The organism is Streptomyces sp. NPDC001513 (genome assembly GCF_042894695.1).
GTDB lineage: Bacteria > Actinomycetota > Actinomycetes > Streptomycetales > Streptomycetaceae > Streptomyces.
This window is the reverse complement of record NZ_JBIAVU010000010.1, coordinates 182,468-203,182: the sequence shown is the minus strand read 5'-3', so window position 1 is coordinate 203,182 and position 20,715 is coordinate 182,468. Positions and strand designations below refer to the sequence as shown.

Below are 20,715 nucleotides of genomic sequence, written 5' to 3'. Positions count from 1 at the left end.
CGTCAGCCGGTTTCCCCCGCGTTGAGCCGCTTGGCCTGCTCCCGGCCGACCTCGGCGGCGCGGTGCAGGTAGTCGGCGATGACGGCGAGCTCGGTGTCGGAGTAGCTGTCCAGGACGGCGCCGAAGGCACGGCCGGGGGTGTCCCATGCGGCGCCGATCCGCTCGCGGGCCGCGGGCGAGAGGGAGACGAGGGAGCGGCGGCGGTCGTTCGGGTCGGCGTGCCGCTCGACGACGCCCGCCTTGACCATGCGGTCGACGAGGCGGGTGGCGGAACCGGAGGTCAGGCCGGTGAGGCGGGCGATGTCGCCGGTGCTGACGGGTTCGGGCTCCATGTCGAGGAGGGCGACGCACTGCATGTCGGTGGGGTGGAGGCCGACGTGGTCCGCCATGGCCTGGTTGAAGAGGGAGTAGTCGGCGTAGTGCCGCTGGCTCTCGGTGACGATGCGCGCGAGCAGCTCGGCGCGGCTCCACTCCGCACCACTCGTACGAGTGGGATCGGTTGACATCGGCTCCTCCGTGCTTCAAATTTAACTGTGTGACGCAGAGAATGTGTCGCACAGAATCTGCGTCACATGTGGATTCTATCCCCAACTCCAGATGAGGAGCCAGTCAGCCATGTCAGCCATGCCGGCCATGCCGATTCTCGTCACCGGCGGCCGCGGCGCCGTCGCCCGCGGTCTCCGCGCCCTCCTCGACGCCCACGGCGTCCCGTACCGCCTCGGCTCCCGCGAGCGGGGCACTCCCGACGCGGTCCACTGCGATCTCACCGATCCGTCGACGTTCCCCGGCGCCCTCGCGGGTGTCCGCTCCGTCTTCCTCTACGCGGAGGCCTCCGGCATCGACGCCTTCGTCAAGGAGGCCGTCATCGCGGGGGTCGAGCACGTCGTGCTCCTGTCCTCTTCCTCGGTGCTCGCCCCCGACGCCGCCGGCAGCCCGTTGTCCGCGTCCCATCTCGCCGTCGAACAGGCCCTGTCCGCCTCCCCGCTGCGCACCACCCTGCTGCGCCCGGGTTCGTTCGCGAGCAATGCCCAGGGCTGGGCCTGGTCGGTGAGGTCCGGCCGTCCGGTGCACCTGCCCTACCCCGGCGCCTACTGCGATCCCGTCCACGAGGCCGACCTGGCCGAGGCGGCGTTCGCCGTCCTCGCCGATCCCGGCCTCGCCGGCCGCGCCTACACCCTGACCGGCCCGCAGTCGCTGACGTTCGCGACCCAGCTCGCGATAGCCGGCGATGTGCTCGGACGGTCCATACCCTTCGAAGCCGTCTCCGCCGAGCGGTGGAAGTCCGAGGTCGAGGGATACATACCCGGCCCCTACGCCGACGCCCTGCTCGACTTCTGGGCCTCCTCGGACGGCCTCCCGGTCGAGATCACCGACAGCGTCGAGCGCCTCACCGGCCACCCGGCGCGCACCTTCGAGACCTGGGTGCGGGACCACGTCGACGCCTTCGCGGCCTGAGCGCGGCGGCGTATGACCTCAGGTGAGGGAGTCGATCCAGCGCTCCAGGCGGCGGGCCTCGGTGGTCATGAGGTCCGGGTCCCGGAAGGTGTTGGTGAGCAGCGAGATGCCCTGGTAGGCGGCGATCAGGGCGACCGCGAGTTCGCGGGCGTCGGCGCGGCCCATCTCCCGGAACTGCCGCTCGGCCCAGTCGAGCAGGGCCTGCATGACGGCGGCGATCGACCGGTCCAGTCCGTCGGCGCGCTTGTCGAGTTCCGAGGCGAGGGTGCCGGTGGGGCAGCCGTACTGGGCGGTGAGCTCGCGCTGTTCGACCCAGCCGTTCAGCAGGGCCTTCAGGCGGTCCTGGGGGGTGGGGAGTTCGTCGAGGGCGGAGATCAGCCCCCGCAGGGTCTGGGCGTGCGCGTCGATCGCGGCCTCGACGAGCTGGTCCTTGGTCTTGAAGTAGTAGTAGACGTTGCCCACCGGGACCTCGGCCGCCTGCGCGATGTCCGCCAGCGTGGTCTGGGCGATGCCCTGCGTGTGGAGCACCTGGGCCGCGGCGGACGCCAGCCGCTCGCGCTTGCCGGACGCCCGCGAGGCCTTCTTTGAGTCAGTCACCTGACTAACTCTAGACGAGTGGCCGGAGAGGGGGCTATGGTCGTAACTAAGTCAGTCAACTAACTCACATGGGGGATCGCCATGATCGTAGTGACGGGTGCGACCGGGAACGTCGGACGGGAACTCGTGCGGATCCTCGCCGAGAGCGGTGAGCAGGTGACCGCCGTCTCCCGGCGGCCGGCGCTGATGCCCGACGGGGTCCGCCACCACCAGGGCGACCTCGCCAAGCCGGAGAGCCTGAGCCCCGCGCTGGACGGGGCCGACGCGTTGTTCCTGCTCGTCGCCGGCGAGGATCCGCAGGGCATCCTCGAACGGGCCGGGGCGGCCGGGGTGCGCCGGGTCGTCCTGGTCTCGTCCCAGGGCGTCGGGACACGCCCGGAGGTCTACCGCCACCCCGCGCGGTTCGAGGAGGCCGTCCGCCGGAGCGGCCTGGAGTGGACGATCCTGCGCTCGGGCGGCCTGAACTCCAACGCCTTCGCCTGGGCCGAGACGATCCGTACGCGACGCACGGCCGCCGCGCCGTTCGGCGACGTCGGGCTCCCGACCATCGACCCGGCGGATGTCGCCGAGGTCGCCGCCGCGGTCCTGCGCGAGCCCGGCCACACGGGCCGGACCTACGAGCTCAACGGGCCCGCCCTGGTGACCCCGAGGGAAAGGGCCGAGGCGATGGCCGCGGCCCTGGGCGAGCCCGTTCGGTTCGTCGAGCAGACCCGGGAGGAGGCCCGCGCCCAGATGCTGACCTTCATGCCCGAGCCGGTCGTGGAGGGCACCCTGGGGATCCTCGGCGAACCGCTGCCCGCCGAGCTGATACCGAGCCCGGACGTCGAGCGGATCCTCGGCCGGGCTCCCCGCCCCTTCGCCGACTGGGCGGCCCGCTCCGCCCCGGCCTTCCGCTGACCGGTGCCCCTCGGCCGACCGTCAGAAGGCGCCCTCGCGGGCCAGGCGGGCGTACCAGTGGGCGCTGGAGCGCGGGGTGCGGGCCTGGGTCTCGTAGTCCACGTGCACGATGCCGAAGCGCTTGCTGTAGCCGTAGGACCATTCGAAGTTGTCCAGCAGCGACCACAGGAAGTAGCCCTCGACGGGGGCGCCGTCCGCCAAGGCGCGGTGGATGGTGGCGAGATGGGCCTCCAGGTAGGCGATGCGGAGCGGATCGTGCACGTCCGCGGCGTAGGCCGCGCCGTTCTCGGTGACCAGCAGCGGCAGCCCGGGCGCCTCGCGGGTGAAGCGCATCAGCAGGTCGTACAAGCCGCTCGGGTCGATCGACCAGCCCATGTCGGTCCGCTCGCCCGGCGGTTGGTGGAAGGCCACCGTGTCCGCCGCGGGCCAGGGGGAGTGGGCCGTACCGCCGTGGCCGTCGGTGCGCGGGCCGTCCCCGCCGGGGGACGCCGACACCACCGCCGGGGTGTAGTAGTTCACGCCGAGGAAGTCCAGCGGCTGGTGGATCAGCGCCTCGTCGCCGGCGCGGACGAAGGACCAGTCGGTCACCGCGGCGGTGTCCGCCAGCAGGTCCTGCGGATAGGCACCGTGCAGCAGCGGCCCGGTGAAGATCCGGTTGGCGAGGGCGTCGATACGGCGCGCGGCGTCCGCGTCGGCCGCCGAGGGGGTCAGCGGCCGCACCGCGCTGGGGTTGAGGGCGATGCCGACCCGGGACCGGGCGGGCAGCGCGGCGGCGGCCAGGCCGTGGGCCAGGTTCAGGTGGTGGGCGGCGCGCAGCGAGTCGGAGGGGGAGGTGCGGCCCGGGGCGTGCACCCCGGAGGCGTAGCCGAGGAAGGCGCTGCACCAGGGCTCGTTGAGCGTGGTCCAGAGCTCCACCCGGTCGGCCAGTACCTCCGCGACCTGGGCCGCGTACGAGGCGAAGGCGTAGGCCGTCTCCCGTTCGGGCCAGCCCCCCGCGGCCTCCAGCTCCTGTGGCAGGTCCCAGTGGTAGAGGGTGACGCAGGGGGTGATCCCGTGGGAGAGCAGCTCGTCGACGAGCGCGTCGTAGAAGCCGATCCCGCCGGCCAGCACGCGCGGCCAGGACACCGAGAACCGGTACGCCCCGAGCCCGAGTCCGGCCATCAGGCGGACGTCCTCGCGCCACAGCCGCAGGTGGTCGGCGGCCACGTCGCCCGTGTGCCCGCCGTACACCTTCCCCGGCGTGGCACAGAAGGTGTCCCAGATCGAGGGCCCGCGCGAGGCGGACCCGCCCTCGATCTGGAAGGCGGCCGTCGCCGTGCCCCAGAGGAACCCCTCGGGGAATCGCATGTCCGTCATCCCTTGACCGCTCCCTGCATGATGCCGCCGACGATCTGGCGGCCGAAGACGATGAACACCAGCAGCAGCGGGAGCGTGCCCAGCAGCGCGCCCGCCATGATGACCGACTGGTCCGGTATGTAACCCCTGCCGAGTCCGGTGAGGGCCACCTGGACCGTCGGGCTGCCGTTCTGGGTCAGGGCGACGATCGGCCAGAAGAAGTCGTTCCAGGCCATGACGAAGGTCAGCATCCCCAGCACCGCCATCGCCGGCCGGGCCGCCGGGAACACCACGTGCCAGATGACCCGCAGGGAACTCGCCCCGTCGGTACGCGCCGCCTCCACCAGTTCGATCGGCAGCGCGTGCACCAGGTACTGGCGCATGAAGAACACCCCGAAGGCGCCCACCAGGGTCGGCAGGATCACCGCCTGGAGCTGGTCGGTCCACGACAGCTTCGCGATCAGCATGTAGAGCGGCACCACGCTCAGCTGCGGCGGGATCAGCATCGTCCCGACCACCAGCGTCATCAGCGTCCGGCGGCCGCGGAAGCGCAGTTTGGCGAAGGCGAAGCCCGCCAGGGTGGAGAAGAGCACGGTGCCCGCGGTGACCGTGCCCGCCACGATCACCGTGTTCAGCAGCGCGGTGCCCATGTTGGCGTCGGTCCAGGCCACCTGGAGGTTGCGCCCCAGGTTCCCGCCGAACCAGAACGGCGGCGGGGTCTGCGCCAGCCGCGTGCTGTTCCGGGAGGCCGCGATCGCCGTCCACACGAGCGGGAAGAGCGAGCCGACCGTGAACAGGCCGAGCACCAGGTACGTGAGCCGGCCCGCGCGCAGTGATCTCATCGGGAGTCCTTCCGTCCGCGCAGCAGCCGCGCCACCCCGGCGATCAGCAGCAGGATCAGGAACATCGCCCACGCGATCGCCGAGGCCCGGCCGAGGTGCAGGTTCACCCAGCCCTGCTCGTACAGGTACAGGCCGAGCGTCTGGAACTGGTGGTCCGAACCGCCCGTCGCGGCCCCGCCGCCGTTGAACAGCAGCGGCTCCCCGAACAGCTGTGTCGCCCCGATCGTCGACACGACACAGGTGAAGAAGATCGTCGGGCGCAGCGAGGGCACCGTGACGTGCCGGAACTGCTGCCAGCGCGAGGCCCCGTCCAGTGCGGCGGACTCGTACAGCTCGCCCGGCACGGCCTGCATGGCGGCCAGGTAGATCAGCGCGTTGTAGCCGGTCCACCGCCAGATCACGATGGTGGACACCGCCAACTGCGAGGCGAAGGTGCCGTTCTGCCAGTCGACCGCCCCGAAACCGACGGACGAGAGCACCCAGTTGACCATCCCGTAGTCCCGCCCGAAGAGCAGCACGAAGACGAGGGTCGCGGCCGCCACCGAGGTCGCGTACGGGGTGAGCAGCGCGACCCGGAAGAAGGCGGAGCCGCGCAGCTTGTAGTTGAGCAGATGGGCCAGGCCGAGCGCGATCGCCAGCTGCGGAACCGTGGACAGCAGCCCGATGGTGAAGGTGTTGCGCAGCGCGTTCCAGAAGAACTCGTCGTCCCACAATCGGGTGAAGTTCTTCAGCCCCACCCACGTCATGCTGTCCGGATCGGTCAGCTCCACCTGGTGCAACGCCGCCCAGCCCGTGTAGAGCAGCGGGAACAGCCCGAAGGCGGCGAAGAAGAGGAAGAAGGGCGCCACGAAGGCGTAGGGGCTGAAGCGCAGGTCCCAGCGGTAGCGGCGGGAGCGCCACACCTGGCCGGGCCGGCCCCGGCCGCCCCCCTCCGCCGTCGGCCGCTTCGGGCCGACGGCGGAGGGGGACAGGACAGCGGTCTCGTCCGTCACCGGCGCCTCACTGGTCCAGGGCGTTGTCGATCGCCTTCACGGCGGCCTCCCAGCCCTCCTGCGGCGAACGGCCCTTCTGGTCGACCTGGAGCATGCCGATGTCCGCCAGGTTCTGCGAGATCACCAGGTCCTTCGGACCGACCACCGTCACCGGCACCCCCTCCGCCGCCTTCGCGAAGATCTCGCCGATCGGGGCGCCGCCGAAGTACGCGTGCTGCGCGCCCGACACCGACGGCAGCCTGTACGCGGCGCTCGCGCTCGGGAAGCTGCCCCGCTTCTCGAAGAGCTTCGCCTGCTGCTCCGGGGCCGTCAGCCAGGCCGCCAGCTTCGCCGCCTCCTGGGCGTGCTTGCCCGCCTTCGGCACCACGAGGAAGGAACCGCCCCAGTTGCTGGGCTTCGGCGCCTGCGCCACGTCCCACTTGTCCTTGCCCGCCGGGCCCGCCTTGTCCTGGATGTAGCCGAGCATCCAGGCCGGGCAGGAGACCGTCGCGAACGAGCCGTTCGCGAAGCCCTGGTCCCAGCCCGGGGTGAACTGCTGGAGCTTGGCGCTCAGCCCGTCGGTGGCGAAGGAGGCCGCCAGGTCGAAGGCCCCGCGCACCGCCGGGTTGGTCTTGTAGACGACCTTGCCCTGCTCGTCGTAGAACCGCTGGGCGCTGCTTCCGGTCACCGCCGCCATCACGCCCGACGCCGAGTCCACGAAGGCCTTCCCGTCGCCGGCCTTCGCCTTGTACGCCCGGCCCGTCTCCAGGTACTTGTTCCAGTCGCCCGCCCACAGCGCTCCGACCGCGGCCCGGTCCGTGGGCAGCCCGGCCGCCTCGAAGAGGTCCTTGCGGTAGCAGATGCCCTGCGGGCCTATGTCGGTGCCGAGGCCGACCGTGGCCCCGCCCTTCGCCGCGCTCGCCGTGCCCTGCGCCCACTTCCACGGCAGGTACGCGGCCTTGTCGACGCCCGGCGCCTTGCCGAGGTCGACGAGCTTGTCGGCCTGGGTGGCGGTGATCTCGGCGATGTTGTTGACCTCGACGGCCTGGATGTCCGCGAGCCCGCTGCCCGTGCCCAGGTGGGTGAGGAGCTGGGGGTAGTAGTTCTCGTTGCGCTCGATGGAGGTCTGCTCGATCCGGATCCCGGGATTCTGCGCCATGTAGTCGTCGTAGAGCCCGGCCTCCTTGAGGCCGAAGGCCCCGAAGACCCCGACGGTGAGCGTGGTCTTCCCCTTGCCGTCGGCCGGAGCGCCGGTGTCGGGCTTCTCGGCCGGGTCCTGCGCGCACCCCGCGAGCAGCAGGGCGGCCGCTCCCACCGTGGTGACCATCGTGACGAGGTTTCTTCGCACTCGGGCTTGGGCTCGCATGTGCATCCTCCCTGAAGGACGGAACGTGCCGGGTGTTCTGTGACACAGTGTGGGAGCGCTCCCACAGTCGTCAAGAGGTAGATTCACCACCGGGAGGAAGCCATGAACGGGCACGGGCGCAGCGGGGGACGGCCCACGCTGGAGGAGGTCGCGGCGCGCGCCAGGGTAGGGCGCGGCACGGTCTCCCGGGTGATCAACGGATCCCCCAAGGTCAGCGAGCATACCCGGGCCGCCGTCGAGGCCGCGGTGGCGGAGCTCGGGTACGTGCCGAACCGCGCCGCGCGGGCGCTGGCGGCCAACCGCAACGACGCCATCGCGCTCGTGATCCCCGAGCCCGAGGCACGTTTCTTTGCCGAGCCGTACTTCTCCGAAGTGGTCCGCGGGGTCGGCGCCGCCCTCGCCGAGACGGAGGTCCAGCTCGTCCTGACCCTGGCGGGCAGCGACCGCGAGCGCCGCCGCCTCGCCCAGTACCTGTCCGGGCACCGCGTGGACGGCGTACTGCTCGTCTCCGTCCACGCCGGGGACCCGCTGCCGGAGCTGCTGGCCGAGCTGGGCATCCCGACGGTGATCAGCGGCCGCCGCTCCGCCGCCGAGACCCTCCCCAGCGTGGACTCCGACAACCTGGCGGGCGCGGCCGAGGCCGTACGCCACCTCCTCGCGCGGGGCCGCCGCACGGTCGCCACGATCACCGGACCGCTGGACGTGTACGGGGCCCAGTGCCGCCTCGACGGCTACCGGCAGGCCCTGGCCGCCGCCGGACGCCCCGTCGAGGAGCCGCTGATCGCGGTCGGCGACTTCACCGAGGACGGCGGCCGCCGGGCCATGCGCGAGCTGCTGGAACGGCGCCCCGGGCTCGACGCGGTCTTCGCCGCCTCGGACGTCATGGCGGCGGGCGCCCTGCGGGAGCTGCGCGCGGCCGGCCGCCGGACACCGCAGGACGTGGCCCTGGTCGGTTTCGACGACTCGGTGGTGGCCCGGCACATGGACCCGCCGCTGACCAGCGTCCGGCAGCCGATCGAGGAGATGGGCCGCACCATGGCGCGGGTGCTGCTGGCGAGGATCGCCGGGGAGACGGCCGGGGCGTCCGTCGTCCTGCCGAACCGGCTGGTGGTCCGCGAGTCCTCGTAGGAACACAGAAGGCCCCGGAATGCAGAAGACCCCGGAATGCAGAAGGCCCCGATCGCCTTCGCGATCGGGGCCTTCCCGCAGGGTGAGTGACGGGACTTGAACCCGCGGCCACCTGGACCACAACCAGGTGCTCTACCAACTGAGCTACACCCACCATGTCCGGTCGGAAAACCGACCGGCCGAAGAAAAGGGTACAGGGTCGGGGAGGGTGCTCGCTCCACCCTTTCCCGCGCCCCCCTCCGGGAGGTGCTACGCGCCTGGCGCGGCGTGCTTGGCGGCGATGGTCCGGGCGGTGTCCGAGTCGGGTCCGGGCTGCGGAACGAAGACCGCCTCCCGGTAGTAGCGCAGCTCGGTGATGGAGTCCTTGATGTCCGCCAGCGCCCGGTGGTTGCCGTTCTTCGGCGGGCTGTTGAAGTACGCCCGCGGGTACCAGCGGCGCGCCAGCTCCTTGACCGAGGACACGTCCACGATCCGGTAGTGCAGGTAGCTCTCCAGCGCGGCCATGTCGCGCAGCAGGAAACCGCGGTCGGTGCCGACCGAGTTCCCGCAGAGCGGCGCCTTGCGGGGCTCCTTCACGTGCTCGCGCACGTACGCCAGGACCTGTGCCTCGGCATCCGCGAGGGTGGTCCCGCCGGCCAGTTCGTCGAGCAGCCCCGAGGCGGTGTGCATCTCGCGCACCACGTCGGGCATGGTCTCCAGGGAAGCGTCCGGCGGGCGGATCACGATGTCCACGCCTTCGCCGAGCACGTTGAGCTCCGAGTCGGTGACCAGTGCGGCCACCTCGATAAGTGCGTCGTCCGTCAACGAGAGCCCGGTCATCTCGCAGTCGATCCACACCATGCGATCGTTCATGTGTCCCACCTTATGCGGTCACCTGCGGAGCGGACCGCATATGCGGAAGGTCCCCCATCGGCGGTGACCGATGGGGGACCTTCCGTTCGTCGTACCCGTGGTGGGGTTACGCGTGTTCCCGCAGGACCCGGCCCGGGGCGTAGAGCTCCGTCACCGTCGGGCCCGCCGCGGCCAGGGCCGCCGCCGCCCGGTGGGGCTGCGGAGTGCGCTGGTGCGGAACCGGCCCCGAGATCTCGGCCACCTGCGCGACGTCGGCCTGCGGCCGGCGTGCCCGGTAGGCGGAGCGGTAGGCGGCCGGGGAGGATCCCAGCTGCCGCCGGAAGTGCCCCCGCAGGGCGACCGGCGAGCGGAACCCGCAGCGTCCGGCGACCTCGTCGACCGAGTAGTCGGAGGTCTCCAGCAGCCGCTGTGCCTGGAGCACCCGCTGGGTGATCAGCCACTGCAGCGGCGCACTGCCGGTGAGCGAGCGGAACCGGCGGTCGAAGGTGCGCCTGCTCATGTAGGCGCGGGCCGCCAGGGTCTCCACGTCGAACTGCTCGTGGAGGTGCTCCAGCGCCCAGGCGACGACCTCGGCCAGCGGGTCGGCGCCGATCTCCTCCGGCAGCGACCGGTCGAGATAGCGCTCCTGTCCGCCCGTGCGGCGCGGCGGCACGACGAGCCTGCGGGCCAGGGCCCCGGCCGCCTCGCTGCCGTGGTCCGTGCGCACGATGTGCAGGCACAGGTCGATTCCGGCCGCGGTGCCCGCGGACGTGAGCACGTCGCCGTCGTCGACGAACAGTTCGCGCGGATCGACATGGACGGACGGGTACCGCTTGGCCAGCGTCGGCGCGTACATCCAGTGCGTCGTCGCGGGCCGGCCGTCCAGCAGACCGGCGGCGGCGAGCACGAAGGCTCCCGTGCACAGTCCGACGATCCGGGCCCCCTCCTCGTGCGCCAGACGCAGTGCGTCCAGCGCCTCGGGAGGCGGCGGTGAAGTGATGGAGCGCCAGGCGGGAACGACGACCGTGCCTGCCCGGGCGATCGCCTCCAACCCGTATGGCGCGGTCAGTTCGAGCCCGCCGGTGGTCCTGAGCGGACCGTCCTCACCGGCGCACACGAGCAGTCGATAGCGTGGAACTCCCGCGTCCTGCCGGTCAATGCCGAACACGGAAAGTGGAATGGAGCTCTCGAAGATCGGTCCGCCGCTGAAGAGCAGCACCGCGACGATCTCCCTGCGGCGACGCCCCGCGAGCTTCCGGCCGGCGTCTGTGACGACGGCGGTGGAATCCTGGCTCATGGCGCTAAGCCCCCCTTGGGTGTCGCGACTCCTTGGTCTGGTCGCACCTGCACGTTTCCCCTCGGCCTTGCACGTGGATCCCCCGCCGTAAATACATGATCGAATCTACTGCGTCCCGTGGTGTCGGCGTGACAAGTTCAGCACGCAGCGCTATGTCGACTTCTCAACTTGGCGAAAAGCATTCGATCAGTAAGCGTTCCGCTCCGCTACCCGAATGGGAAGTCCGCCCCCTGGCTGTGGCCAGTACCCGTACGGCCTCTACGGGCCCCGGGCGCTGTAGTCGCTGGTGGTGAGGGGGTTGGCGGGACATTCCGGCAAGGAGGCCACCTTGCCGGGAAGTTGGCTGAAAACATGCGGGTGTGGGTGTGCGAATGAGTCAGTCCTGCGGGGACCCGGCGCCGGAGCCGTGGCAGCCGCGGCGGTTACCGGCCCCGCCGCGCGAGTGCCGGCGGCGCCGGGACGGCTGGGGCCGCTCCTCCGCCAGGACCCGGGCCGCGGCCCGCTCCGCCTTCTCCGAGTGGCGCAACAGCACCCGGCACGCGGCCGTCACGGCCAGCAGGCCGAGGGTCGCGACGGCCGCCCCGCCGAAGGAGGTTCCGTAGACGACGAGGACCACGGGGACGAGCAGGCAGCTGAAGGCGGCCCAGCGCACCACGTCACCCGCGGGGTCGTCATGGGCGCGTCCGGCGGACTGCACGGACGGGTGAAGGGACGAGTGGCGTCCCGGGCGCGGCGACGGGGTGAAGTGCGGGCCCGGGTCGGCGGGCTGGAGGGACCGGACGGACTGCGTCGGCTGAGCTGGCTGGACGGGGTGAACCGGATGACCGGGCACGGCGTGCTCCCTGCGGGCTCTTCCTGGACGGTCGGACTCGTGTCCAACGCCGCGCGGCGCGGCTCGGTCACTGCGCGCACGGGTGGCGACGCCCCGTCTCGTCACTGGCTGTAGGGGACAGTGGTCATTGCCAACGAGCGCTCGCTCCGGCATGCTCCCTGGGACGCTCTCCAAGGGCGGCAAGCCCTGTGCAGGACAGGAGTGTCGCCGTACCCTGGTGGGTATGGGCTTGGGAAGATGCTTCCCGGACAGAGCTCCGTCACACTGCGTCGCCGATTTCGCCCCTGTTCCTTCCTCCAAGGACCTCTTCGCCGAGACACCCATGGCCGGTCACGAATTCTCCGAACCCGCGGACCGCAAGCGCAAACGCCTCGCCGACCCCGCGTCGGCCGCCGATCTGCGCGCGGTGGAACAGACACGCATGCCCTGCGATCCGGCCTTCCGGCACGGAGTCGTTGTGGGATTCGACGGATCCACGTCCAGTGAGCGTGCCCTCGCGTACGCGATCGGCATGGCGCGGCGCTCCGGATCGGGTCTGATCATCGTCCATGTCGCCAACCGGCTGCCCACCACCGTGTGGGCGGGGTGCGAGCCGCCCGTCTTCGTGGACGTGCCGGACCATCGCACCGAGGTGCTCGGGCTGGAACTCGCCTGCGCGGACTACCTGGCCGAAGTGCCGTGGATCCTGGTCGAGCGCGGTGGTGACATCTGCCATGAGCTGGAGGAGGTCGGCCGGGAGTATTCGGCCGACGCCATCGTGGTCGGCTCCACGCACGGGATCGTGGGCCGGATCTTCGGGTCGGTGGCCGGCCGTCTCGCCAAGCGCGCGCAGCGACCCGTTGTTGTCATTCCGTGACCCTCTGTTAAGCCGATTGTGCGGTTGTGCCCTCGTGTAAAGGGTAGATAAATGCTGCTGGGACGCAGCAAACAACTGCAGATCGAAGGGAGCCCGCCGTGGACAATGGTGTCTCTGCGGGAAGCACGGCCTCGACTTCGACCCTCGGGAACATCGCCCTGGGTCTCACCCTTCTCGCATTCGGTATCGGCCACACCGGTGTCATCGACGGCGTGTCCGCTGCCAACTCCGTGTCGCTCGCGATGTACGTCGGCGGCGCGGCCCTCTTCCTCCTCGGGCTCCTGGAGTACCGCGGCGGCAACGGGTTCAACGGCACCGCGTTCGCGGGCCTCGGCATCTTCTGGTTCACGTGGGCCAAGGGCGCGGGGGCTTCGGTCTCCGACGAAGCAGCCGGAACGTTTCTTGTCCTGTTCGCCATGCTCGCGCTGACCCTCACGGTCGCCGCCGCGAGCGGTCTGTTCGGCCAGGGCGTCTACGGCCTGCTGACCCTGTCGCTCGTCCTGCTGGCGATAGGTTCCTTCATGGACAGCGGCGGGCTCGCCAAGGCGGGCGGCTGGGTCGCCGCCGTGTCCGGTCTGCTGGCCTGGTACGGGGCCACCGCGGCCCTGGCGCACTGGCCGATGGCCGTCGGCAAGTCCCGCAGCGGCGCGGTCGCCGCGAGCTGAGCACCACCGGGATCCGCAGGGATCGGCGCGGATCCGCAGGGATCCAAAGGGATCGACCCCCGTGCGCAGCGCGCACGGGGGTCGACTCGTGTGACGGGGGGCCGTCGGCTATTCGACGGTGACCGACTTCGCCAGGTTGCGCGGCTTGTCGATGTCCCGGCCCATGGCCAGGGCCGTGTGGTACGCCAGCAGCTGGAGCGGGATGCCCATCAGGATCGGGTCCAGCTCGTCCTCGTTCTTCGGGACCACGATGGTGTGGTCCGCCTTCTCCTGCTCGCGGTGGGCGACGGCCAGGATCCGGCCGCTGCGGGCCTTGATCTCCTCCAGCGCCGCGCGGTTCTTCTCCAGCAGGTCGTCGTCCGGGACGATCGCGACGGTCGGCAGCGAGGGCTCGATCAGGGCGAGGGGGCCGTGCTTGAGCTCGGAGGCCGGGTAGGCCTCGGCGTGGATGTAGGAGATCTCCTTCAGCTTGAGGGAGGCCTCCAGGGCCACCGGGTAGCCGCGCACCCGGCCGATGAACATCATCGACTTGGCCTCGGCGAACTCGGCCGCGAGCTTCTTGATGTCCTCTTCGCCGTCGAGGATCTCCTGGATCTGCGCGGGCAGCTTGCGCAGGCCCTCGATGATCCGCTTGCCGTCGGTGACCGAGAGGTCCCGGATGCGGCCCAGGTGCACGGCGAGCAGCGCGAAGGCCACGACCGTGTTGGTGAAGCACTTGGTGGAGACGACGCAGACCTCGGGGCCGGCGTGCACGTACACGCCGCCGTCGGCCTCGCGGGCGATGGCGGAGCCGACCACGTTGACCACGCCGAGGACGCGGGCGCCCTTGCGCTTGAGCTCCTGCACGGCAGCGAGGACGTCGTACGTCTCACCCGACTGGGAGACGGCGATGTAGAGGGTGTCGGGGTCCACGACCGGGTTGCGGTAGCGGAACTCGGAGGCCGGCTCGGCGTCCGCGGGGATGCGGGCCATGCCCTCGATGAGGCCGGCACCGATGAGGCCCGCGTGGTACGAGGTGCCGCAGCCGAGGATCTTGACCCGGCGGATGCCGCGCGCCTCGCGCGGGTCCAGGTTCAGGCCGCCCAGGTGCACGGTGTTGAAGCGGTCGTCGATCCGGCCGCGCAGCACGCGGTCGACCGCGTCGGGCTGCTCGGAGATCTCCTTGTGCATGTACGTGTCGTGGCCGCCCATGTCGTAGGAGGCGGCCTCCCACTCCACGGTCTCCGGCGTGGCGGTGGTGGTGGCACCGCCGGTGGTGTAGGTCCGGAAGTCGTCGGCCTTCAGGGTGGCCATCTCGCCGTCGTCGAGGGTGACGACCTGGCGGGTGTGCGCGACCAGGGCGGCGACGTCCGAGGCGACGAACATCTCCTTCTCGCCGATGCCCAGGACGACGGGGGAGCCGTTGCGGGCGACGACGATGCGGTCGGCGAAGTCGGCGTGCATGACGGCGATGCCGTAGGTGCCCTCGATCGCCTTGACGGCCTCGCGGACCTTGTCCTCCAGGGACTCGGCCTCGGAGCGGGCGATCAGGTGGACGATCACCTCGGTGTCGGTCTCCGACACGAAGACGACGCCCTCGGCCTCGAGCTTGGCGCGCAGCTCGGAGGCGTTGTCGACGATGCCGTTGTGGACGACGGCGACCTTGTTCTCGGCGTCCAGGTGCGGGTGCGAGTTGATGTCGCTCGGGGCGCCGTGCGTGGCCCAGCGGGTGTGGGCGATGCCGGTGGTGCCGGCGAAGCGCTTGGGGACGCGGGACTCCAGCTCGCGGACGCGGCCCTTGGCCTTGACCACCTTCAGGGTGGACGCCTTCGGGCTGTTCACGACGATGCCCGCGGAGTCGTATCCGCGGTACTCCAGCCGCTGCAGACCTTCGAGCAGCAGCGGTGCCACGTCACGCTTGCCGATGTAACCGACGATTCCGCACATACGGTTTTGCCCCTCCTGAAGTTCGGTTCGTGTACCCGCCCGCAGCCGCGCCCGCGGCCGCCGGCTCAGCCGTAGACGATGCGGCGCAGCTGCCGGAGCGAGAGCTCCGGAGGCGCCACGGCGCGGTGCGGCAGCTCGGCCGCGATCCGCTCGAAGATCTCCGCGTTGACCGCTCCGCCGGACTGCAGTTCCCGGTGGCGGCGGCGGACGAACTCCTCGGTCGTCTCGTCGAAGTAGGCGAGCACGTCGAGTACCACCCGGGCGGCTTCGCCGCGCTGCAGCGCGGTGCTGCGCACCAGGTGGTCGACGAGGTCGTCATGCGACGGGCGGCGATCGAGCACTCGTAGATATTGGCGGCTAACGGCGCCGAACGCAAAGATCCTGCCCGAATTCGGGCAGGATCCCCCTGGTCTGGACCAGTGAACAGGTGACTCCGGTTAGAAACGCCGCAGAACTGCCTGTTTCGCCGCCGCGAACTCCTCGGCCGTCAGGACCCCGGCCTGGTGCAGATCGCCCAGCTCGCGCAGCCGCCGCAGCAGGGCGTCGTGGTCCTCGGCGGGGGCGGCCGCAGAGGAGAGCTCCGCGGGCTCGGCGACCGCGTCGGCCGGGCCCTCCTGCGGCGCCGCCGGGTGGGGCATCCGTACGGCCACGGCCGCTGCGACCAGAGCCATCAGCGGGTCCTTCTTGAAGCCGAAGAGCTCCACGGTGTGCGGGTCGTACTTGGGGGCCGGGGCCGGCGGGGCGCCCGTCAGGGTGAACCGCAGCCAGCCGTTCTCCAGGCCCTTCGACGGGGACCACTCCACCGTGCGCAGGTCGGCGATCCGGAATTCCCGCGGCCCGGCGGAGCGCTTGGCCTCCTCCGTCGTCCAGTTCCAGTCCAGGGCCACCCGGTCGCCGTCGAAGGCCGCCGTCCCGTCGCCCGCGCCCACCGCGATCGGCACGGCCGGCCCCGGCAGCAGGTAGGTGTCCACCGGGCCGGTGTCCACCTGGTCCAGCAGCAGGGCGTTGCGCACCTCGTCCACGAAGTACTCCGCGACCCCGCTGCGGTCCGACTCCACGGTCAGCCGGTACGGGTCGGAGGCCTCCGGCAGGCGTCCGCCCGTCACCTGGAGCAGGGGGTCCGCGCCGTCACGCAGCCGCAGCCGCAGCCGGCCCGCCTTGCGGCTCGGCTCGTACGAGATCCCCGCGAGCGCGCGCAGCGGTACGACCACCTCGCCGAGGGTCTGCCGCAACAGCGCCACCCCCTTGTCGCGGCCCGGCACGATGCGCACCGCGTCCCCGTCGAAGCTCCAAGTGCCGTCCTTCTGGATGATTTCCGCCATCCGGCGATTCTCCCACCGTCATGGACGGGCCAGTTGGCCTATACCTGGGCCATGAGAGTCCTGCGACTGCGACGCACGCTCGGCGCCCTGCTGGCCCTCGGCCTCGTGGGCGGTTCCGTCTCCTGCACCGCCGCCCACGGGGACGACGCCAGACCCGGCGACGATCCGCCCGCGGCCCTCGCCCCCTTCGAGCGGCTGCTGCCCGCGCCGGTCTCCGCGCGCGCGGAGGGGCCGGGGTACTCCTTCGGGGCGGGCACGGTCATCCGTACCGGCCGGGGCGCGGGCGAGGAGGTCCGCCGGGTGGGCGAGCTCCTCGCGGAGCAGCTGCGCGGCCCGAGCGGGCTGCCGCTGCCGGTGGTCGACGGGGCGCAGGGGGACGGGATCCGGCTCAGGATCGACGAGGAGGCCGAGGGGCTGGGCGACGAGGGGTACCGGCTGGAGTCCGGCCCCGAGGGGGTCACCCTCACCGCGCGGACCCCGGCCGGCCTCTTCCGCGCAGGGCAGACGCTGCGCCAGCTGGTGCCGGTGGCCGGGCCCGGGACGGTGCCGGGCGGGACGGTCACCGACCGGCCGCGCTTCGCCTACCGGGGGGCGATGGTCGACATCGCGCGCCACTTCTTCTCGGTGGAGCAGGTCAAGCGGTACGTGGACCAGCTCGCCCAGTACAAGGTGAACACGCTGCACCTGCACCTGACCGACGACCAGGGCTGGCGGCTCGCGGTGGACTCCTGGCCGCGGCTGGCGGAGTACGGGGGCGGCAGCGAGGTCGGCGGCGGGCCCGGCGGGCACTGGACGAAGGACGAGTACCGGGAGCTGGTGGCCTACGCGGGGGCGCGGTACGTGGACGTGGTCCCGGAGATCGACATGCCGGGGCACGTGAACGCGGCGCTCGCCTCGTACGCGGAGCTGAACTGCGACGGGAAGGCCCCGGCCCGCTACACCGGGACGAAGGTGGGCTTCAGCTCCCTGTGCGTGGCCAAGGAGCGGACGTACGAGTTCATCGACGAGGTGCTCGGCGAGCTGGCGGAGCTGACCCCCGGCCGCTACCTGCACATCGGCGGCGACGAGGCGCACGTGACGCCGGCGGCGGACTACGCGGCCTTCATGGACCGGGCGCAGGCGGTGGTGGGCCGGTACGGGAAGACGGTGATGGCCTGGCACCAGCTGGCGACGGCGCGGCCGGCGCAGGGGGCGGTGCTCCAGTACTGGGGCCACGACAAGACCTCGGCCGCGGACCGGGCGGCCGTGGTGGCGGCGGCGAAGGCGGGCCACCCGGTGGTGCTGTCGCCGGCGGACCGGCTGTATCTGGACATGAAGTACGAGGCGGCGACGAAGCCGGGGCTGGCGTGGGCCGGGTACGTGCCGGTGCGGCGGTCGTACTCCTGGAACCCGGGGGCCTACCTGGCCGGGGTCCCGGAGTCCGCCGTCCTGGGGGTGGAGGCCCCGCTGTGGACGGAGAACGTCGCGACGCGCGCGGACTGGGAGCTGATGGCGTTCCCGCGGGTCCTGGGCCTGGCGGAGCTCGGCTGGTCCCCGGCGGGCTCGCTGGACTGGACCTCGTACAGCCGCCGTCTGGCAGCCCAGCAGCCCCGCCTCGACGCCCAGGGCATCGGCTTCTACCGGTCGCCGGAGGTTCCCTGGGTGAGGTAACTAGAAAACATTTCTAGAAATCGCCTCCACAACCGACCCTGTGGCGGCCCACACTTGGATGCCGCGGGCGTCGCCTGGTACGGGGGTACAGGCGACGCCCGCGGCGGTCCGCCGGGTGCGCCCTGGAGGTAAGGCGCAGGTTCTCCGTACGGAATCCGTATGAATTGATCACGGCGGCGGATCAGGGCGACCCGCTTGCGGAGGAGGGACCGTATCGACCGCCTGCCCGACCCCCGAGGGTGCCGGTCGGCTGGAGGGCCGCCGACGGATCGGTGAGGTCGACCGTCTGCCCCCGTCAGAACTGCTGCTGTTCGGCGTCCGGCGGGAGGAGGCAGGGCGTGTCGATCGACAGGGTCAGCGTGTCTTCGGCGACGTCGCCCACGGAGATGTACTGCTTGTCCTGCGGGTGCTTGGCCTGTACCCCGTACGCGCCGCGCTCCTGCCCGGGACCTTCGTCGTAGCCGACGATCTCGAACCCCTGGGCCTTGAGCTCGTCTCTCAGCGCTCTCATGGCTTCGGCGTACTGAGCGCGGGGCAGCTTGGCCCGTGCGTTGTACATCAGGGTGAACCGGCCGTCGTCGGCCGTCTCGCCGTTCTTGCCGGTGCAGTTGGTGAAGTTGGCCTTGGGTGTTCCCGGGATGATCTCCGACTTGGTCGTCCGGGTCATGGATCCGACCCAGTGCTGGGCCCAGGTCTCCGCCTTCTCCCTGCTCATGCGGGGAAGGGCGTCGTTGGCGCCGCTGTCGGACATGCAGCCTCCGAGTAGCAGGGTGAGGGCGAGGACGAGAGAGGCCCTACGCGGCGTGGACATGGGGTGCTGTCTCCTTCGGATCAGGTTCGCGGGCCTCGGGGCGACAATCCGGCGATGATGCGGCCCTGGTTGTCGAGGCTCTGGCTGCCGTCGTCCCAGTAGCCGCTGTGTCCGGAGGTGTCCACGTACATCCTCTGGGCGCCGAAAGCAGGGTCTTTCGGGTCCGCCTCGAGCGAGTGTCCGGACGTATGGTTGGAGACGAAGTCGTCCGGGGAGGCTCCCACCCAGAGGTGCCGGGGATTCACGTGCAGCTGATCGGCTCGGTCCACGGTGAGGCCGGGGCTGCCCACGACCACTACGTCGTCCGCGTCCAGCCCGGAGCCGCCGGCGTCGGCGGCTCCCGTCATGGTGGACCCGTAACTGTGGCCGACCACGGTCAAGTGTCCGCGCTCACCTTCGTGTGAGGTCCGCAGACCGTGCGTGAAGTCCCGCAGGTCTTCCGCGCCCGCCTGCGCCCGGCCCTCGGTGAGGACGCTTCCGTCAATTTCCGGGGCGTCGTAGTCCATCCAGCTGATCACGGAGACGTCCTTCCCGCCGCCCTCGCTCGAGTTCCCCGCGGCGTTCTGCAGTTTGTCGATCCGGTCCAGCTGCCCGCCGTAGTTGTCGAGCTGGTTGTCCGTGCCCGGCACCAGGACCGCGGTGTGCCGGGCCGTGTCCGGGTTGCCCAGGGCGACGACGGCACGGCCGTCCTTCTCGGTACCGTAGCCGAGCAGGAACATCTGTTTGTGGTCCGGGCCGCTGTCCGTCTTCTCCAGGCGGTCCTTGAGCGTGGTCAGGTTCCGGTAGTTGTACCGGTCGTGGTAGCCGAGGCTGTTCTCCCGCAGCGCGTAGTCGTTCAGGCGCAGGTCCAGGGCCGTGCGGTTGGCGTCGTCACGGACGGGCGTGGGCAGGCCGTCCAGGGTGCCGATCCGCTCCGGGTAGGCGGCGAGGTAGAACTGGCGCTTCTCCTCGTCCAGGCCCGCCCACCAGTCCTTGGACTGCTGGGGGTTCTTGCCGTCCGGAATGGCCTTCGGGTCGATGCCGGCGAACGCGGCGACGCGCGCCGCGTCCTCCTGGGCATGCGCGCCGCCGTAGCGCTTGTCGAGGTCGAAGGGGTCCAGCTGGTACAGGGTGTCCGCGGCCGTCTGGCTGGCCGTCCTGGCCTCCTCCACCGCCGCATCGATGCGCGCCCGGAAGCCGCCCAGGCCGGCATTCGCCTCCCGCTGCAGGCCCGCGTAGTCCGGATCGTTGTGGTACTTCGGGTCGACGGCCTGCTTGGGTTCGACCCAGCCGTCGTCGTCACGGACCTTGTGTCCGGCCGCCTCTGCGTCCGAGACGGCGTTGCGCAGCTTGGTCTGGGCGCCCCGCATCTTCGTGGCGAGAGTGTCGAGGATGGTGGCGATCAGGCGGGCGTTGACCTCGGCCGTGCCCAGCTTGGTCTCGGTCGCCTCCATGGCGGCGAAGCCGTACGTGGCGCTGACACCCGCCCAGCCGGCCTTGTGCAGCGGGCCGGTCACGCGCTTGCCGCTGCCGCGCTGGGTGTCGTCGAGCGCCTTGGCGAGCTTCTTCCAGGACGCGGTCGCGGCGTCTATGTCGGCGAAGTCCTGGCGGAAGAGCTGTGCGAAGAGTTCGGGCATGGCGGTCGCTCACCAGCCCCGGAACTTGGACAGGACTTCCTGTTCCATGATGTCGGTCCCGTTCGCCAAGCCCCGCAGGCCCTCCGCGTGGTCCGCGAAGGTCTGCTTGAGGGTTTGCAGGGCGTCACCCCAGCCCTTGCTCGCACCGGTCATCCGCGCTCCGGCGGTCCACGGGGCGAAGGAGGTACCCGCGTCCGTCAGGTCGGCCACCGCCTTCGCGAGTACCGGCTGAAGATCTGTCACCAGGGTGTCCACCGCCCCGGCCGACGCGCGCAGGTCGCCCTGCGACACGTTCTGGTCCCACCCCATGGAACGCCT

General features: G+C 71.1%; 21 protein-coding genes and 1 tRNA gene. 6 read left to right on the top strand and 16 right to left on the bottom strand.

Going from position 1 to position 20,715, the window contains the following annotated elements; all coding sequences use genetic code 11:
- Nucleotides 1-2: 2 nt before the first annotated feature.
- Nucleotides 3-506 (bottom strand): MarR family winged helix-turn-helix transcriptional regulator, encoded by a 504-nt coding sequence (locus ACFYZ4_RS23375; protein ID WP_390784737.1) that lies wholly within the window; start codon nucleotides 504-506, stop codon nucleotides 3-5.
- A 109-nt stretch (nucleotides 507-615) separates the two neighbouring features.
- Between ACFYZ4_RS23375 and ACFYZ4_RS23370 the strand changes: the two genes are divergently transcribed.
- Nucleotides 616-1,455 (top strand): NAD(P)H-binding protein, encoded by an 840-nt coding sequence (locus ACFYZ4_RS23370; RefSeq protein WP_390784736.1) that lies wholly within the window; start codon nucleotides 616-618, stop codon nucleotides 1,453-1,455.
- An 18-nt stretch (nucleotides 1,456-1,473) separates the two neighbouring features.
- Here ACFYZ4_RS23370 and ACFYZ4_RS23365 read toward each other — a convergent pair whose 3' ends face one another.
- A complete protein-coding gene (locus ACFYZ4_RS23365) occupies nucleotides 1,474-2,052 on the bottom strand; it encodes a TetR/AcrR family transcriptional regulator (RefSeq protein WP_390784735.1) in 579 nt (192 codons plus the stop codon).
- An 81-nt stretch (nucleotides 2,053-2,133) separates the two neighbouring features.
- On the opposite strand from ACFYZ4_RS23365, the gene ACFYZ4_RS23360 reads away from it, so the two are divergent.
- Entirely contained in the window at nucleotides 2,134-2,949 is an 816-nt protein-coding gene (locus ACFYZ4_RS23360) for an SDR family oxidoreductase (RefSeq protein ID WP_390784734.1), read from the top strand.
- A gap of 21 nt (nucleotides 2,950-2,970) precedes the next feature.
- Here ACFYZ4_RS23360 and ACFYZ4_RS23355 read toward each other — a convergent pair whose 3' ends face one another.
- Genes ACFYZ4_RS23355 through ACFYZ4_RS23340 form a run of 4 tightly spaced genes read right to left on the bottom strand, consistent with a single transcriptional unit; the run spans nucleotide 2,971 to nucleotide 7,424 of the window.
- Nucleotides 2,971-4,305 carry a GH1 family beta-glucosidase gene (locus ACFYZ4_RS23355; protein WP_390784733.1) on the bottom strand — a complete coding sequence of 445 codons (1,335 nt, stop codon included), beginning with the start codon at nucleotides 4,303-4,305 and terminating at the stop codon, nucleotides 2,971-2,973.
- A complete protein-coding gene (locus ACFYZ4_RS23350; protein ID WP_351292745.1) occupies nucleotides 4,302-5,126 on the bottom strand; it encodes a carbohydrate ABC transporter permease in 825 nt (274 codons plus the stop codon). The genes ACFYZ4_RS23355 and ACFYZ4_RS23350 overlap by 4 nt, the downstream gene beginning before the upstream one ends.
- On the bottom strand, nucleotides 5,123-6,118 hold the full coding sequence (locus tag ACFYZ4_RS23345; RefSeq protein ID WP_390784732.1) for a carbohydrate ABC transporter permease: 996 nt from the start codon (nucleotides 6,116-6,118) through the stop codon (nucleotides 5,123-5,125). Before ACFYZ4_RS23345 ends, ACFYZ4_RS23350 begins: the two co-directional genes overlap by 4 nt.
- Before the next feature lie 7 nt (nucleotides 6,119-6,125).
- Nucleotides 6,126-7,424, bottom strand: a complete 1,299-nt coding sequence (locus ACFYZ4_RS23340) for an ABC transporter substrate-binding protein (protein ID WP_390784731.1) — start codon at nucleotides 7,422-7,424, stop codon at nucleotides 6,126-6,128.
- 141 nt (nucleotides 7,425-7,565) lie between these two features.
- Between ACFYZ4_RS23340 and ACFYZ4_RS23335 the strand changes: the two genes are divergently transcribed.
- Nucleotides 7,566-8,591 carry a LacI family DNA-binding transcriptional regulator gene (locus tag ACFYZ4_RS23335; protein ID WP_351304862.1) on the top strand — a complete coding sequence of 342 codons (1,026 nt, stop codon included), beginning with the start codon at nucleotides 7,566-7,568 and terminating at the stop codon, nucleotides 8,589-8,591.
- A gap of 81 nt (nucleotides 8,592-8,672) precedes the next feature.
- Here the strand turns inward: ACFYZ4_RS23335 and ACFYZ4_RS23330 are convergent.
- The 4 genes from ACFYZ4_RS23330 to ACFYZ4_RS23315 form a co-directional block, all read right to left on the bottom strand.
- Nucleotides 8,673-8,745, bottom strand: a tRNA-His gene (locus ACFYZ4_RS23330).
- Between the two features lie 95 nt (nucleotides 8,746-8,840).
- Nucleotides 8,841-9,443 (bottom strand): oligoribonuclease, encoded by a 603-nt coding sequence (gene orn, locus ACFYZ4_RS23325; protein WP_351299227.1) that lies wholly within the window; start codon nucleotides 9,441-9,443, stop codon nucleotides 8,841-8,843.
- A gap of 106 nt (nucleotides 9,444-9,549) precedes the next feature.
- The gene (locus ACFYZ4_RS23320; protein WP_030718170.1) at nucleotides 9,550-10,719 is read right to left on the bottom strand and encodes a helix-turn-helix domain-containing protein; all 1,170 of its coding nucleotides are present in this window, start codon (nucleotides 10,717-10,719) and stop codon (nucleotides 9,550-9,552) included.
- A 376-nt stretch (nucleotides 10,720-11,095) separates the two neighbouring features.
- Nucleotides 11,096-11,416 (bottom strand): hypothetical protein, encoded by a 321-nt coding sequence (locus ACFYZ4_RS23315; protein ID WP_351299274.1) that lies wholly within the window; start codon nucleotides 11,414-11,416, stop codon nucleotides 11,096-11,098.
- 457 nt (nucleotides 11,417-11,873) lie between these two features.
- Between ACFYZ4_RS23315 and ACFYZ4_RS23310 the strand changes: the two genes are divergently transcribed.
- Complete coding sequence (locus ACFYZ4_RS23310) at nucleotides 11,874-12,407, top strand: universal stress protein (RefSeq protein WP_030718175.1); 534 nt, start codon at nucleotides 11,874-11,876, stop codon at nucleotides 12,405-12,407.
- A gap of 98 nt (nucleotides 12,408-12,505) precedes the next feature.
- The gene (locus ACFYZ4_RS23305) at nucleotides 12,506-13,072 is read left to right on the top strand and encodes an acetate uptake transporter (RefSeq protein ID WP_351299231.1); all 567 of its coding nucleotides are present in this window, start codon (nucleotides 12,506-12,508) and stop codon (nucleotides 13,070-13,072) included.
- A 108-nt stretch (nucleotides 13,073-13,180) separates the two neighbouring features.
- Here the strand turns inward: ACFYZ4_RS23305 and glmS are convergent, their stop codons facing one another.
- The 3 genes from glmS to ACFYZ4_RS23290 all read right to left on the bottom strand — a co-directional run bounded on the left by glmS (nucleotide 13,181) and on the right by ACFYZ4_RS23290 (nucleotide 16,320).
- Nucleotides 13,181-14,998, bottom strand: a complete 1,818-nt coding sequence (gene glmS / locus ACFYZ4_RS23300; protein WP_351299234.1) for a glutamine--fructose-6-phosphate transaminase (isomerizing) — start codon at nucleotides 14,996-14,998, stop codon at nucleotides 13,181-13,183.
- A 65-nt stretch (nucleotides 14,999-15,063) separates the two neighbouring features.
- Nucleotides 15,064-15,339, bottom strand: coding sequence for a hypothetical protein (locus tag ACFYZ4_RS23295; protein ID WP_030008735.1), 276 nt, complete (start codon nucleotides 15,337-15,339; stop codon nucleotides 15,064-15,066).
- Between the two features lie 96 nt (nucleotides 15,340-15,435).
- A complete protein-coding gene (locus tag ACFYZ4_RS23290) occupies nucleotides 15,436-16,320 on the bottom strand; it encodes a DUF4429 domain-containing protein (protein WP_351299237.1) in 885 nt (294 codons plus the stop codon).
- A 51-nt stretch (nucleotides 16,321-16,371) separates the two neighbouring features.
- Here ACFYZ4_RS23290 and ACFYZ4_RS23285 point away from each other — a divergent pair, with 51 nt between their 5' ends.
- Nucleotides 16,372-17,970, top strand: a complete 1,599-nt coding sequence (locus tag ACFYZ4_RS23285) for a beta-N-acetylhexosaminidase (protein ID WP_390784730.1) — start codon at nucleotides 16,372-16,374, stop codon at nucleotides 17,968-17,970.
- Nucleotides 17,971-18,265: 295 nt separating this feature from the next.
- Here ACFYZ4_RS23285 and ACFYZ4_RS23280 read toward each other — a convergent pair whose 3' ends face one another.
- From ACFYZ4_RS23280 to ACFYZ4_RS23270, 3 genes are read right to left on the bottom strand one after another with little or no spacing between them, the layout of a single operon-like run.
- Nucleotides 18,266-18,781 carry a hypothetical protein gene (locus tag ACFYZ4_RS23280; protein WP_351299242.1) on the bottom strand — a complete coding sequence of 172 codons (516 nt, stop codon included), beginning with the start codon at nucleotides 18,779-18,781 and terminating at the stop codon, nucleotides 18,266-18,268.
- A 20-nt stretch (nucleotides 18,782-18,801) separates the two neighbouring features.
- Complete coding sequence (locus ACFYZ4_RS23275) at nucleotides 18,802-20,397, bottom strand: alpha/beta hydrolase (RefSeq protein ID WP_390784729.1); 1,596 nt, start codon at nucleotides 20,395-20,397, stop codon at nucleotides 18,802-18,804.
- A 9-nt stretch (nucleotides 20,398-20,406) separates the two neighbouring features.
- On the bottom strand, nucleotides 20,407-20,706 hold the full coding sequence (locus ACFYZ4_RS23270) for a hypothetical protein (protein ID WP_351588160.1): 300 nt from the start codon (nucleotides 20,704-20,706) through the stop codon (nucleotides 20,407-20,409).
- Nucleotides 20,707-20,715: the final 9 nt, after the last annotated feature.

What these genes read in the sequence shown, in the direction of transcription:
- ACFYZ4_RS23275 (WP_390784729.1), bottom strand. Translation starts at nt 20,397, where the DNA reads ATGCCCGAACTCTTCGCACAGCTCTTCCGCCAGGACTTCGCCGACATA.
- ACFYZ4_RS23310 (WP_030718175.1), top strand. Translation starts at nt 11,874, where the DNA reads ATGGCCGGTCACGAATTCTCCGAACCCGCGGACCGCAAGCGCAAACGC.
- ACFYZ4_RS23335 (WP_351304862.1), top strand. Translation starts at nt 7,566, where the DNA reads ATGAACGGGCACGGGCGCAGCGGGGGACGGCCCACGCTGGAGGAGGTC.
- ACFYZ4_RS23350 (WP_351292745.1), bottom strand. Translation starts at nt 5,126, where the DNA reads ATGAGATCACTGCGCGCGGGCCGGCTCACGTACCTGGTGCTCGGCCTG.
- orn (WP_351299227.1), bottom strand. Translation starts at nt 9,443, where the DNA reads ATGAACGATCGCATGGTGTGGATCGACTGCGAGATGACCGGGCTCTCG.
- ACFYZ4_RS23320 (WP_030718170.1), bottom strand. Translation starts at nt 10,719, where the DNA reads ATGAGCCAGGATTCCACCGCCGTCGTCACAGACGCCGGCCGGAAGCTC.
- ACFYZ4_RS23285 (WP_390784730.1), top strand. Translation starts at nt 16,372, where the DNA reads ATGAGAGTCCTGCGACTGCGACGCACGCTCGGCGCCCTGCTGGCCCTC.
- glmS (WP_351299234.1), bottom strand. Translation starts at nt 14,998, where the DNA reads ATGTGCGGAATCGTCGGTTACATCGGCAAGCGTGACGTGGCACCGCTG.
- ACFYZ4_RS23360 (WP_390784734.1), top strand. Translation starts at nt 2,134, where the DNA reads ATGATCGTAGTGACGGGTGCGACCGGGAACGTCGGACGGGAACTCGTG.
- ACFYZ4_RS23340 (WP_390784731.1), bottom strand. Translation starts at nt 7,424, where the DNA reads ATGGTCACCACGGTGGGAGCGGCCGCCCTGCTGCTCGCGGGGTGCGCG.
- ACFYZ4_RS23290 (WP_351299237.1), bottom strand. Translation starts at nt 16,320, where the DNA reads ATGGCGGAAATCATCCAGAAGGACGGCACTTGGAGCTTCGACGGGGAC.
- ACFYZ4_RS23270 (WP_351588160.1), bottom strand. Translation starts at nt 20,706, where the DNA reads ATGGGGTGGGACCAGAACGTGTCGCAGGGCGACCTGCGCGCGTCGGCC.
- ACFYZ4_RS23370 (WP_390784736.1), top strand. Translation starts at nt 616, where the DNA reads ATGTCAGCCATGCCGGCCATGCCGATTCTCGTCACCGGCGGCCGCGGC.
- ACFYZ4_RS23355 (WP_390784733.1), bottom strand. Translation starts at nt 4,305, where the DNA reads ATGACGGACATGCGATTCCCCGAGGGGTTCCTCTGGGGCACGGCGACG.
- ACFYZ4_RS23375 (WP_390784737.1), bottom strand. Translation starts at nt 506, where the DNA reads ATGTCAACCGATCCCACTCGTACGAGTGGTGCGGAGTGGAGCCGCGCC.
- ACFYZ4_RS23280 (WP_351299242.1), bottom strand. Translation starts at nt 18,781, where the DNA reads ATGTCCACGCCGCGTAGGGCCTCTCTCGTCCTCGCCCTCACCCTGCTA.